This is a genomic window from Pseudomonas sp. EL_65y_Pfl2_R96 (assembly GCF_963970905.1).
In the GTDB taxonomy this organism is placed as follows: domain Bacteria; phylum Pseudomonadota; class Gammaproteobacteria; order Pseudomonadales; family Pseudomonadaceae; genus Aquipseudomonas.
Genome location: NZ_CAXAQH010000001.1, coordinates 1 through 12,872, shown reverse-complemented (window position 1 = coordinate 12,872; position 12,872 = coordinate 1). Strand labels below are relative to the sequence as shown.

Genomic DNA, 12,872 nt, shown 5'->3' with positions numbered 1-12,872 from the left:
GCTATGGCGATGGACTTGACCAGCGCATTGCTGGGGCTGGCGGGCGCTGCGTTGCCGTTACTGGTACTGGCCTGGCAACTTCAGCGTCGGGCGAGCGCGGGGCAGGCCGAACTGGCGTTGCTGGAAGAGCGCCTCGCCATGGCCCAGCTGACGCAGGACGGCTTGAATGCCCAGCTCGACACCTGCCGTGATGAAATCGCTGACCTGAGCCAGGCCAACGCCGCCAAACAGGCTGATCTGGCCGCCGTGCGCCGTGAGGTCGAACTGCTCCAGATCGAACGCGACGACGCCCGCGACGCGGCCCACGCCTGGAACATCGAACGCGCCGGCAAAGAGGCTGAGTTGCGTCGCCTGGACGCTCAGGCCGCCTCCCTCAATGCCGAGCTGCGCGAGCAACAGGAAAGCCATCAACAGCGCCTCAACGACCTGCAAGGCTCGCGAGACGAGCTGCGGGCGCAGTTCGCCGAGCTGGCGGGCAAGATTTTCGATGAGCGTGAGCAGCGCTTTGCCGAAACCAGCCAGCAGCGATTGGGGCAATTGCTCGATCCGTTGAAGGAACGTATCCAGTCGTTCGAAAAACGCGTCGAGGAAAGTTATCAGGCCGAGGCCCGCGAGCGCTTTTCCCTGGCCAGGGAACTGGAACGGCTGCAACAACTGAACCTGCGCCTGAGCGACGAAGCCACCAACCTGACGCGCGCCTTGAAAGGGCAGAAAACCCAAGGCAATTGGGGCGAACTGATTCTCGAACGGGTGCTTGAGCACGCGGGCCTGGAGAAGGGGCGTGAGTACCAGACTCAGGTCAATCTCAAGGGGCCGGATGGTGAGCGATTCCAGCCGGATGTGATTATTTATCTGCCCGGCGACAAACAGGTTGTGGTCGATTCCAAGGTCAGCCTCACGGCCTATCAACAATATGTGGCGGCAGAGGACGACAGCATCGGCCAGATCGCCATCAAGCAGCACGTGCTGTCCCTGCGAAATCACGTCAAAGGCCTGGCGGGTAAGGACTACAAGCGGCTCGACGGTTTGCACAGCCTGGATTTCGTCCTGCTTTTCGTCCCGATCGAAGCGGCATTTTCCGCGGCGTTGCAAGCTGAGCCAACGCTGTTTCAGGAGGCTTTCGACCGCAATATCGTGATTGTCAGTCCGACCACGTTGCTGGCCACCTTGCGGGTCATCGACAGCCTGTGGAAACAGGAGCGGCAGAGCCAGAACGCCCGGGAAATCGCCGAGCGTGCCGGTTGGCTGTACGACAAGTTCGTGTTGTTCATTCAGGATCTGGACGAGGTCGGCAATCGCTTGCAGCAACTGGACAAGGCCTACAGCTCTGCACGCAATAAACTGACAGAAGGCCGTGGCAACCTGGTCAGTCGCAGTGAACAGCTCAAATTGCTTGGGGCGCGGGCCAGCAAGAGCTTGCCGGCGGACCTGCTGGAGCGGGCGATGACCGATGTCGATGGCTTGGCCGAATTGCCGGAGTAGCCGAAAAGCTTCGCGGGCAAGCCCGCTCCCACAGTGGATTGGTGTTGTTGCACAAATAGAGTGAAACACCACAAACCCCTGTGGGAGCGGGCTTGCCCGCGAAGGCGTCAATCGCCCCACTACAGGGTGCAAGCTTGCCGCTTTACAACGGCAAATGCCGACTCAACAACGCCCGCAACGCCGCCGGTTTCACCGGTTTGGCCAGGTAATCCAGGCCCGCGGCATGCACCTGGGCCACCGTCTCTGGCCGTCCATCGGCACTGATCACCACCCCCGGCACCGGCTCGCCCAGTTGCGTGCGCAACCACGCCATCAACTCGGTTCCGGTCTCGCCATCGTCCAGGTGGTAATCCACCAGTGCCAACTGCGGGCGCACCCCGTCGCCAAGCAGCGTCGCGCATTCATCACGGTTGCGTGCGGTCCAGACCTGGCAACCCCAGCGTGTCAACAAACTGTTCATGCCGATCAGGATGCTGTCTTCGTTATCGATACACAGCACCTGCGCGCCGCTGAGCAAATGACCATTGAGTTCGGCGACTTTGGCCGGCGTCGCGGTTTGTGCCCGAGCCAACGGCACGCTGACACTGAACACGCTGCCGCGACCCGGCCAGGAACGCACGCGCAAGGAGTGACCCAGTACGCGACACAACCCATCGGCAATCGCCAGCCCCAGGCCCAGCCCTTTCTCGGCCCGGGTCTGGTGGCTGTCGAGGCGTTTGAACTCTTCGAAAATCACCTGCTGTTTGTCTTCCGGAATGCCCGGTCCACGGTCCCAGACTTCCAGGCACAGCTCACCCTTGCATCGCCGAACGCCAAGCAGTATTGGCCCTTTGGCGTAGCGGAAGGCATTGGTCAGGAAGTTCTGCAAGATCCGCCGCAACAGTTTGATGTCGCTGTCGACCCGCAGCGAACTGCCCCGGACGCGGAATTTCAGCCCTTGTTCTTGCGCCAGAGCCTTGAACTCGGCACCCAGCGTGTCAAACAACTCATTGAGCACGAAGGGCTTGCGATCAGGGTTGATCTTGCCGCTTTCCAGGCGGGAAATGTCCAGCAGGTCGCTGATCAAGTCTTCGGCCGAGCGCAGTGAACTGTCCAGGTGATGAACCAGTTTCCGGGTCTCGCTGGACAAGCCGTCTTCCTGATGGGAGAGGGCGGCAGAGAACAGTCGCGCGGCGTTCAGCGGTTGCATCAAGTCATGGCTGACGGCGGCCAGGAAACGGGTTTTCGACTGGTTGGCCGATTCGGCGGTGCCCTTGGCTTCGGTCAGGGCAAGGTTGAGTTGCGACAATTCGTGGGTCCGTTCGGTGACCCGTTGTTCGAGGCCTTCATTGGCTTCGGTCAGCGCCTTCTCGGCCTCGCGGAACGCGGTGATGTCGGTGAAACTCATGACGAAACCACCGCCGGGCATCGGGTTGCCGATCAGCTCGATCACTCGGCCGTTGGGGAACAGCCGCTCGGAGGTATGAGCCCGGCCCTGACGCATCCAGTGCAAGCGGCGGGCAACGTGCACTTCCGCTTCGCCGGGGCCGCACAGGCCGCGCTCGGCGTTGTAGCGAATAATGTCGGCGATCGGCCGGCCAACGCTGATCAAGCCGTCGGGGTAGTTGAACAGCTCAAGGTAACGCCGGTTCCAGGCCACCAGTTTCAGCGACTGGTCGACCACGCTGATGCCCTGGGTGATGTTCTCGATGGCGCCTTGCAGCAGGGCGCGGTTGAACTGCAGCACTTCCGAGGTTTCGTCGGCGATTCGCACGACATCCTCGAGTTGCATCTCCCGACCTTCGATGGCGGCTTTTACCACCGCCCGAGTCGATGACGCGCCGAGTACACCGGCCAGCAAGCGTTCGGTATGGGCGATCCATTCACCGTCGGCGTTCAGGTTCGGGTTGAAGCCTTTGCCCTGGCGGTAGGCGAAACGGATGAAACTCTGACGAGCCCGTTCTTCGCCGACGAAACGGGCGGCCAGTTGCAGCAAGTCGTTGATCTGTACCGCCAGCATCGAACGAGCGTTGGGGCGGGCGCTGATTTCCTGGCCAATGAAGCGACCGGCCTGCCAGTGCTCCGAAACCCGCGTGCGCGACAACACTGAGACCCAGGCGAACAAAGTGAAGTTGCCCGCCAGGGACAGCACCACGCCTTGAGTCAGCGGCGTGATCGGCAGGTTCAACGGGTTGCCTTGCAGCCAGGCCAGGCCCGGAAAACTGCTCAGGGGCAAGCCGAGACTGTTGGCGGCGATCGGCAACACCAGGGTGTAGAACCAGAGGAACGTCCCGGTGGCCAGCCCGGCGAACACGCCACGACGGTTAGCCTGTTTCCAGTACAGCGCGCCGAGCATGGCGGGGGCCAGTTGGGTCACGGCGGCGAAGGCGATCTGGCCGATGGTCGCCAGGCTCGCGGTCGAGCCCAGAAGACGATAGCTGACGTAGGCCAGCAGCAGAATGACCACGATGCTGACTCGGCGTACCGAAAGCATCCACTGGCGGAACACTTCGAATGGTCGCTCGGCGTTGTTACGCCGCAGCAACCACGGCAGCAGCATGTCGTTGGAGAGCATGGTCGACAGCGCCACGCTGGCGACGATCACCATGCCGGTCGCCGCCGAAGCGCCACCGATAAACGCCAGCATCGCCAGGGCCGGGTGAGATTGGGCCAGGGGCAGGCTGATGACGAATGAATCCGGCAGCACCGAACTGGGCAGCATCATCTGACCGGCCAGCGCGATCGGCACGACAAACAATGCCGCCAGCGCCAGATAGGCCGGGAACACCCACTTGGCCAGACGCAGGTCCTGGGGATCGATGTTTTCCACCACGGTCACATGGAACTGCCGGGGCAGGCAGATGATCGCCATCATCGCCACACCGGTCTGCACCACCATGGACGGCCAGTTGATGGTTTCTTTCCAGTACGCTTCAAGGCGCGGGGCGAGCATGGCCTGGTCGAACAGGTCGTCGAAACCGTCGTACAGGCCGTAGGTCACGAAGGCGCCAACCGCGAGAAAAGCGAACAGCTTGACCAGCGATTCAAAGGCAATCGCCAGCACCATGCCACGGTGGTGTTCCGTGGCGTCGAGGTTACGAGTACCGAAAACGATGGTGAACAGCGCCAACACCAGGGATACGATCAGCGCCGTGTCCTGTGCGCGCGTGCCCATGGCGTCGGCGCCGGCGCCGATCAACAGGTTTACACCCAGCACGATGCCCTTGAGCTGCAAGGCGATGTAAGGCAATACGCCGACCAGGCAGATCAGCGCCACCACCACCGCCAGGGACTGGGATTTGCCGTAGCGGGCGGCGATGAAGTCGGCGATGGAGGTGATGTTTTCCTGTTTGCTGATCATCACCATTTTTTGCAGGACCCACGGCGCGCACACCAGCAGCAGGATCGGCCCGAGGTAGATCGGCAGGAATGACCAGAGTTGTTCGGCCGCCTGGCCCACGGCGCCAAAGAACGTCCAACTGGTGCAATAGACGGCCAGCGACAGGCTGTACACCCAGGCACGCACCCGTGGCGGCAACGGCGTGCTGCGACGGTCGCCGTAAAAGGCGATGGCGAACAGGATGGCCATATAGGCCAGGGCGACGGTGGCGATCAGCCCGGTGGACAGCGACATGGGAACTCCAGACAGAAGACACCCGGGACTGCTCCCGGTCCAGACAGTCTCGCATGAGTGCCTGAGTTAGTCAGTGTCGACCAAGGTCGTGGCGTGGCGGGGTGTCGCAGGTTGTGTATCCGTCAGATCCTGGTCGTCATTGCGGGCCTCATCGCGAGCAGGCTCGCTCCCACAGTTGATCTTCAGTGAACACAAAATAGGTGGGCACCCTCAATCCAATAATGTGGGAGCGAGCCTGCTCGCGATTGGCGGTATCACTGACTCAACGCAATATCGATCAACCGATGCAGTCCGTCAAAGCCTGTGGCGTCGATGTTCGATGACCGTTAGCCTTGGCGCTGCCATTCATTTCGACGGACCGCCCCATGAAGATCATCCGCAGCAAATCCTTCACCGGCGATCGTGCCTGGGCGGCGCTGGACATTGCCAACATGAACGGCATCACCACTCGTTTGCACTGGACCGATCAGCCCTATAAATGGCACGTGAACGATGGCCAGGAAGTGTTCGTGGTGCTCGATGGGCAAGTGCAAATGCGTTATCGCGAAGAGGGCCTGGAGAAGGAAACGCTGCTCGAGGTCGGCGATATTTTTTATGCGTCGGTGGGCACCGAGCATGTGGCTCATCCGTTGGGTGTGGCGAGAATATTGGTGGTCGAGACGGAAGGCAGCGTCTGATCTATTATCTGCAAAATAGATAACAGATAGAGATATTACCCGTTATATCGATATTCGATTTGGATCTACCATGAGCTCCACCTCACTAGAGGACAGGAGTTCGCCATGACCTGCACCCAAAGCGTTAAGCCCGGTATCAAACCGTTCAGTCATTTGCAGCACCCTCGAGAAGCCATCCGCCAATTCACCCCCAACTGGTTCGCAGCGACCATGGGCACGGGTGTATTGGCGCTGGCGCTTGCGCAATTGCCGGTGTCGATTCCCGGTTTGCATGCGTTTGCCGAAAGCCTGTGGCTGTTCAATATCGCCTTGTTTGTTTTGTTCACGACCCTGTATGCCGCGCGTTGGGCAATGTTCTTCGACGAGGCGCGGCGGATTTTCGGCCATTCCACGGTTTCGATGTTTTTCGGCACCATTCCCATGGGGCTTGCGACCATCATCAATGGCTTTCTGTTGTTCGGTCTGCCGCGCTGGGGCGACGGCGTGATCCATGTCGCCGAAGTACTGTGGTGGCTGGACGTGGCGATGTCGCTGGCTTGCGGCGTACTGATTCCCTACATGATGTTCACCCGTCAGGAACACAGCATCGACCAGATGACCGCCGTCTGGCTGTTGCCGGTGGTGGCGGCGGAAGTGGCGGCTGCCAGCGGCGGCCTGCTGGCACCGCACCTGGCCGATGCTCATTCACAATGGGTGGTGCTGGTCACCAGCTATGTGCTCTGGGCCTTTTCCCTGCCGGTGGCGTTCAGCATTCTGACCATCCTGTTGTTGCGCATGGCGTTGCATAAGTTGCCCCACGAGAATATGGCTGCCTCGAGCTGGCTGGCCCTCGGCCCGATTGGCACCGGTGCGTTGGGTATGTTGCTGTTGGGCGCCGACGCGCCGGCGATCTTTGCCGCCAACGGTCTGCCGGGTATCGGTGAAATAGCGGCGGGGCTTGGGTTGGTGGCCGGCATCACGCTGTGGGGCTTCGGGCTTTGGTGGATGCTGATGGCGCTGCTGATCACCGTGCGTTACTTGCGCGCCGGTATCCCGTTCAACCTCGGCTGGTGGGGCTTCACGTTCCCGCTGGGCGTCTACTCCCTGGCCACGCTGAAACTGGCCAGCACCTTGAACCTGGCGTTTTTCAGTGTCTTTGGTTGCGTGTTGGTGGCCATGTTGGCGGTGATGTGGCTGATTGTCGCCAAACGTACCGTGCAGGGGGCGTGGCGGGGCGAGTTGTTTGTGTCGCCGTGTATCGCAGGATTAAAGAAATAACCGGCAAAGATTAGGTAATGTGTGGCCTGGATGGACGTTCGATATTCCAATAACAGCATTCACACCACTCTCTACCCAAAATCAGCTACCCAAAATCAGGGACACATGGAAGATGAGTCACCCCTCGCAGTTCACCTTGCTTCGCACTCGGCGCTTCCTGCCGTTTTTTGTCACGCAGTCCCTCGGGGCCTTCAACGACAACATCTTCAAGCAGTCGCTGATCCTCGCCATTTTGTACAAGCTGACGATTGAGGGTGACCGTTCGATCTGGGTCAACTTGTGTGCGTTGCTGTTTATCCTGCCGTTCTTCCTGTTCTCGGCGCTGGCCGGGCAGTTCGGGGAAAAATTCGCCAAGGACGCGCTGATCCGTCTGATCAAGCTCGGGGAAATCGTCATCATGACGGTGGGCGCGGTCGGTTTCATGTTCGATCACCTGTCGCTGATGCTGGTGGCGCTGTTTGCCATGGGCACCCACTCGGCGCTGTTCGGGCCAGTGAAATACTCGATCTTGCCGCAGGCCTTGCGCGAAGAAGAGCTGGTGGGCGGAAACGGTCTGGTGGAAATGGGCACCTTTCTGGCAATTCTCGCCGGGACGATTGGCGCCGGAATCATGATGTCCGCCAGCAACTACGCGCCGGTGGTGTCCACGGCAATCATCGGTATTGCGGTGCTCGGTTACCTGGCCAGCCGCAGCATTCCCCGGGCCGCGGCGGCATCGCCGCAAATGCGCCTGAACTGGAACATCTTCAGCCAGTCCTGGGCCACCTTGAAACTGGGCCTGGGGCAAACCCCTGCGGTATCGCGCTCGATTGTCGGCAACTCCTGGTTCTGGTTCGTCGGGGCGATTTATCTGACGCAAATCCCGGCGTATGCCAAGGAATGGATGCACGGCGACGAGACTGTGGTGACGTTGATTCTTACGGTGTTCTCGGTCGGTATCGCACTGGGTTCGATGCTCTGCGAGAAACTCTCCGGACGCAAAGTAGAGATCGGTCTGGTGCCGTTCGGCTCGTTCGGTCTGACCGTATTTGGCCTGTTGCTGTGGTGGCATTCCGGTGGGATTCCGGACAGCGTTGCCGGCCATGGCTGGATCGAAGTTCTTGGCTTCGGTCACACCTGGCTGGTGTTGATCGACATCCTGGGGCTTGGGGTCTTCGGCGGTTTCTACATCGTGCCGCTGTATGCGTTGATCCAGTCCCGCACCGTCGAGAACGAACGGGCCCGAGTGATCGCCGCCAACAACATTCTCAACGCTCTGTTCATGGTGGTGTCGGCGATTGTGTCGATCGTCTTGCTGAGCATCGCCAAACTGTCGATCCCGCAGCTGTTTCTGGTGGTCTCGCTGCTGAACATCGGCGTCAACGCTTACATCTTCAAAATCGTCCCGGAATTCAGCATGCGCTTCATGATCTGGCTGCTTGGCCATTCCATGTACCGTGTCGAGCATCGCAACCTGGACCTGATTCCCGATGAAGGCGCGGCGCTGCTGGTTTGCAACCATGTGTCGTTCGTCGACGCGTTGCTGATTGGCGGCGCAGTGCGTCGGCCGATTCGCTTTGTGATGTATTACAAAATCTACAACTTGCCGGTGCTGAACTTCATCTTCCGCACGGCCGGGACAATTCCGATAGCGGGGCGTCAGGAAGACATCCAGATTTACGAAAAAGCCTTCACCCGTATCGCCCAGTACCTGAAGGACGGTGAGTTGGTGTGCATTTTCCCTGAAGGAAAATTGACCGCCGATGGCGAGATCAATGAGTTCAAGGGCGGGCTGACGCGGATTCTCGAAGAAACGCCGGTGCCGGTGATTCCATTGGCGTTGCAGGGTTTGTGGGGGAGTTTCTTCAGCCGTGATCCGGACAAGGGCGTGTTTCGCAGGCTGTGGTCGCGGGTGACCCTGGTGGCGGGGCCGGCGGTGGCCGTTGAAGCGGCTGAACCGGCGACATTGCAAGGGTTGGTGGGGGAGTTGCGTGGGGCGGTTAGATAGTCGGTGACTTTGCGGGCCTCATCGCGGGCAAGCCCGGCTCCCACAAGGATTGATGGTGTGTCCACACTATGTGGCACAACAAAAAACCTGTAGGAGCGAGGCTTGCCCGCGAAGACGGTAGTGGCCTAAGCGCTGACCTTGAGCCCAACCAACCCGGTAATGATCAACGCCACACTGGCCAGCCGAAACAGCGCCATGGACTCACCAAACAGAATGATCCCGGCGATCACCGTTCCGACTGCACCCACACCCGTCCAGATCGCATAGGCTGTGCCCAGCGGCAACTCCTTCATGGCAAGGCCCAGCAGGCCAAGGCTGATCGTCATGGCGGCAACGGTCAGTGCGGTAGGAAGAGGGCGGCTGAAGCCGTCGGTGTATTTCAGGCCCACAGCCCAGCCGACTTCGAACAGGCCGGCAAAAAACAGAATGATCCAGGACATCAAGGACCTCCATCGATGGATGGGGTCGTCCCCGGATTAATCACTCGATCGAGCCGCGAGGTCGTCCTCGCGTTGCGCAATAGAGTGCCGATCATTAACCCGAGGATCAAGTTTCGGCTTAGTCAGTGGCCTGCTGAGCCGCGATTTGCCGATCTTGTTTCTCGCTCATGCGACGGAAATACGTCGAGAGCAGCTTCTTCCATGCGCCGTTTCAGTTTGGCACTGGTGAAATTGCGGTCGCGGTTGTTGACTGCTTTGAATTTACTGCCATCGATGGCGACCAGATGTTCTCCGAACAGTCCCAACGGCTGACACAGCACCACGAACTGGCGACAGACGCCTCGGATGGCCTTGCTGTTGTCTTTTCGGAAGTTGGCGATGGTCTTGAAGTCCGGCATCAAACGCCCGGTCAGCCACATCAGCTCGACGTTGCGCTGGGCTTCTCGCTCCAAACGTCGGCTCGACTGGATGCGGTTGAGATAACCGTAGATGTAGATCTTCAGCAGGATCGCCGGGTGGTAAGCAGGCCGGCCAGTTTCGGCTGGAATGGCACCTTCAAAGCCCAGATTGACCAGGTCGAGGTCATCGACGAAGACGTCGACTACGCGCACCGGATTGGTATCGCTGACGTAGTCGTCGAGGCTCTCGGGAAGCAAGGTGCCTTGGCCTCGATGTTCACCTTGGATAAAGCGCTTCATGGGCGATCCCTGCGATGAAATCCTCAGAAATCATAGCAAGTGTTCGCGAAGGCGTTTTTACACACTCTGGGCCGATAGCTGCTGGTCAGAAAGGGAAGCAACCACCCATCACGCGAAGCTGTACTGAAAATAGTATTTCATCGGTGCTAAAGCACACATTGGCGCTGACGATGAGTCGGACTTGGTGTACAGAGTGTTCGTCACAGCGGCGAATGTCACGGGCGATACCCAAGTCGATAAGTTGCTGCACTGCGAGCGAAACGTAGTGTGTGCCGATGCCTTTTATACCGGAGTTGAGAAGCGCGGATCGCATGCAGGGCGCCCGTTCATCTGGCAGGTTGAAGCATGACGCAGTACCTACAAGGAACTGGGCAAGCATAGTGCCTTGTACAAAGCGATCCGCAGGACCGCGTAAGCCATGGCTCAAGTGCGGGCGAAGGAAGAGCATCCATTTCGAGTGATCAAGTGTCAGTTCGATTGTGTGAAAGTGCGCTTCCGCGACCTCGCTCGTCGACATTGTATTGGCGAATGTAGGAGAGGTGCGCCTATAACGCGAGGACTGCTTGCTGCGAGGAGCTCGCAGCAGTCGAAAAGCATGCAATAGGCGACGGGTTTGATTGTATTTTGACCTACCGTCATTTTTGATATCGCTGATGGTGAAGTTTGACAATGGCGACCAGGCCAAGAGGGATCCAGTGCTTGTTGATCGGAGTTCTCCGCTTCTGTGACTGTGAAGCCAGGTTGGCTTCTACTGGCCCTGCGTTGCGTGCTGATTGAGCCGAATATTTTTGGCGTGCCACTACGGTATCGCATAGACCTTGAACAACTTTTTGGCCGTGTCACTGGCGCCACCCAGGTATTTGTCGAATGCCTGCTCAATCTCCCCGGAGCGGTACATTTCACTCAGCGCGGTGTCGACCAACAAACGGAAATTTTCATCGTTTCGATCCACTGCCATTGCAGTCGGTGCGTACTCAAAAATACGCTCCAGCAGGACCAGATTTCCTGCGGAGTAATGGGTACTGAGGAGGTTCTGGAGCATCATGCGTTCAGCGAAGTAAGCATCGGCTTTGCCTTCGGAGACCAGCTTGAGGCCAGCCGCGGTGTTTTCGACGGTGACCAGCGTGGCGACCACCCCGAGTAATCGCATCTGCTGACGGATCCATGCCTCGGTGACTCCGCCAGCGGTGGCAGCATAGGTTTGGTTGGACAGCCCGCGGTTGACAGTCGCTCGCCAGGTTGGCCCGGTACGAGCCACCTTGCCATTAAGCACATTGAGCAACGCCTCTGATGCATCCTTGCGCACCACGACCGAGAGGCCGGCCGTGTAGATCGGTACCGAGTAGCTCACAGCCTTGCGCCGCTCCAGTGTGGGGGGCGTGGGCGTACAAAGAATGTCGATCTTCCCGGAGCTGACGGCGCTCATGACGTCGGTGACCGTGACGGGCTGGTAACGTATTTGCAACCCGGGCAAACCCAACTCGGTCTTGACCTTGTCGGCGATTTTCAGACAGAGATCGATGGCATAACCGCTGGCTTTATCGGCAGCCTGGACGCTAAAAGGTGCAACGTCCGGCAGGTAACCGAGGGTGAAGGTATTGCTCGTCCGCACGCGTTCAAGCGTATTGGCATTGGCCAGTGCCGGTACCAGCGTGAGCAGGCAGACGAGCAGCAGGTTGTTGGTTTTGGTCAGTTTCACGTTCATATCCTGGTTCCCCGAATTCAGAGGTTTGTGCAGTCCTGAAAGCAATGGTCAAGGGTTGTCGGCCCGGGTCTGAGCGGTTGGAGATGGGTCGACAAAACGTTTGGCGAGGAAACCGTAGAGCAGGTAGCCGAACACCAGGACGAGGGTGCCGCCGAACACGGCGTCTCTGCCGCAGGCATACAGGGCGTACAAGGAATAGGCCACGGCAACCAGTAATAGCACTGTGTTGCGGGTGTATACGCCGGCACTGACGTTGGCTTTGTACATCATGACCAACAGACCGGTGGCCGCTGTCACATAGGGAATCAGGTTGGTCACTGCCGCCAGGCTGACGAGCTTTCCGAATTGGGCACTGGCGTTGGGCGAAATGGTCGATAGCGCCAACAAGGTCTGCAACACACCACAGACCAGCATTCCGACTATAGGGGCATCCCGTGCGCTGACCTTGGCGAACAGTTTCAGGAACATGCCCTGGTCAGCCGTCATCTTGGCGGTTTGCGCCAGGGTGAACTGCCAGCCCAGCAGCGAACCAACACAGGCCATCACCGCCAGCGCCATGATGATGTTGCCGACAGTGGGGTTGAACATGTGTGCATAGACGAGCGCGAAAGGGGCCGATGAGTTAGCCAGTTCGGCATTGGGTATGATCCCCTGAATAACCGTGGTCGACAGCACATAAACCACTGCCGCACCCAGCGTGCCAAACAGGCAGGCCAGCGGCACGGTGCGTTTGGGATCCTCCACTGCATCGGAGGCCTGTGCCGCCGATTCCATGCCGAGGAAGGCCCACAGGGTCAGGGGAATCGCCTTGCTGATGGCTTCGGAGATGGGCAGGTTATTCGGGTTCCAGGCGGCAGCCAGCACATCGGGTTTGAACCAGAACCAGCCGATGATGCTCAAGCCGGCCACCGGGATGATCACACCCCAGACGGTAATCGCACCGATCTTGCCCGTGATGCTGGGGCCACCAAAGTTGGCCACGGTGGTTAACCAGAGCAAGCCGACCGTTCCGA

Annotated in this window: 8 protein-coding genes and 2 pseudogenes; 5 read left to right on the top strand and 5 right to left on the bottom strand. The window is 59.3% G+C overall.

From position 1 onward, the window contains the following. Positions 1–117 precede the first annotated feature (117 nt). Positions 118–1,482 (top strand): DNA recombination protein RmuC, encoded by a 1,365-nt coding sequence (rmuC, locus tag AACY49_RS00050; RefSeq protein WP_258700770.1) that lies wholly within the window; start codon positions 118–120, stop codon positions 1,480–1,482. 142 nt (positions 1,483–1,624) lie between these two features. On the opposite strand, the gene AACY49_RS00045 is transcribed toward rmuC, so the two are convergent. Continuing rightward, positions 1,625–5,095, bottom strand: a complete 3,471-nt coding sequence (locus AACY49_RS00045) for a hybrid sensor histidine kinase/response regulator (protein ID WP_258696871.1) — start codon at positions 5,093–5,095, stop codon at positions 1,625–1,627. Between the two features lie 365 nt (positions 5,096–5,460). Here AACY49_RS00045 and AACY49_RS00040 point away from each other — a divergent pair, with 365 nt between their 5' ends. The 3 genes from AACY49_RS00040 (at position 5,461) to AACY49_RS00030 (ending at position 9,016) form a co-directional block, all read left to right on the top strand. Then, the gene (locus AACY49_RS00040) at positions 5,461–5,772 is read left to right on the top strand and encodes a cupin (RefSeq protein WP_258696870.1); all 312 of its coding nucleotides are present in this window, start codon (positions 5,461–5,463) and stop codon (positions 5,770–5,772) included. A 105-nt stretch (positions 5,773–5,877) separates the two neighbouring features. After that, on the top strand, positions 5,878–7,029 hold the full coding sequence (locus AACY49_RS00035) for a TDT family transporter (protein WP_258696869.1): 1,152 nt from the start codon (positions 5,878–5,880) through the stop codon (positions 7,027–7,029). Between the two features lie 112 nt (positions 7,030–7,141). Next, positions 7,142–9,016 carry an MFS transporter gene (locus AACY49_RS00030; protein ID WP_339521323.1) on the top strand — a complete coding sequence of 625 codons (1,875 nt, stop codon included), beginning with the start codon at positions 7,142–7,144 and terminating at the stop codon, positions 9,014–9,016. A gap of 125 nt (positions 9,017–9,141) precedes the next feature. Here the strand turns inward: AACY49_RS00030 and sugE are convergent, their stop codons facing one another. Continuing rightward, the gene (gene sugE, locus AACY49_RS00025) at positions 9,142–9,456 is read right to left on the bottom strand and encodes a quaternary ammonium compound efflux SMR transporter SugE (RefSeq protein ID WP_339521322.1); all 315 of its coding nucleotides are present in this window, start codon (positions 9,454–9,456) and stop codon (positions 9,142–9,144) included. A 194-nt stretch (positions 9,457–9,650) separates the two neighbouring features. Continuing rightward, a pseudogene (locus tag AACY49_RS00020) lies at positions 9,651–10,154 on the bottom strand (transposase); the annotation flags it as partial. 133 nt (positions 10,155–10,287) lie between these two features. Between AACY49_RS00020 and AACY49_RS00015 the strand changes: the two are divergent. Then, positions 10,288–10,705, top strand: a pseudogene (locus AACY49_RS00015) (transposase); the annotation flags it as partial. Between the two features lie 248 nt (positions 10,706–10,953). On the opposite strand, the gene AACY49_RS00010 reads toward AACY49_RS00015, so the two are convergent. Then, complete coding sequence (locus tag AACY49_RS00010) at positions 10,954–11,859, bottom strand: amino acid ABC transporter substrate-binding protein (RefSeq protein WP_339521321.1); 906 nt, start codon at positions 11,857–11,859, stop codon at positions 10,954–10,956. A gap of 48 nt (positions 11,860–11,907) precedes the next feature. After that, on the bottom strand, positions 11,908–12,872 hold a 965-nt coding region (gene potE, locus AACY49_RS00005; RefSeq protein WP_339521320.1), incomplete at its 5' end, for a putrescine-ornithine antiporter.

Coding starts and splice junctions, on each gene's coding strand:
- AACY49_RS00040 (WP_258696870.1), top strand. CDS start 5,461: ATGAAGATCATCCGCAGCAAATCCTTCACCGGCGATCGTGCCTGGGCG.
- AACY49_RS00045 (WP_258696871.1), bottom strand. CDS start 5,095: ATGTCGCTGTCCACCGGGCTGATCGCCACCGTCGCCCTGGCCTATATG.
- AACY49_RS00035 (WP_258696869.1), top strand. CDS start 5,878: ATGACCTGCACCCAAAGCGTTAAGCCCGGTATCAAACCGTTCAGTCAT.
- sugE (WP_339521322.1), bottom strand. CDS start 9,456: ATGTCCTGGATCATTCTGTTTTTTGCCGGCCTGTTCGAAGTCGGCTGG.
- AACY49_RS00010 (WP_339521321.1), bottom strand. CDS start 11,859: ATGAACGTGAAACTGACCAAAACCAACAACCTGCTGCTCGTCTGCCTG.
- AACY49_RS00030 (WP_339521323.1), top strand. CDS start 7,142: ATGAGTCACCCCTCGCAGTTCACCTTGCTTCGCACTCGGCGCTTCCTG.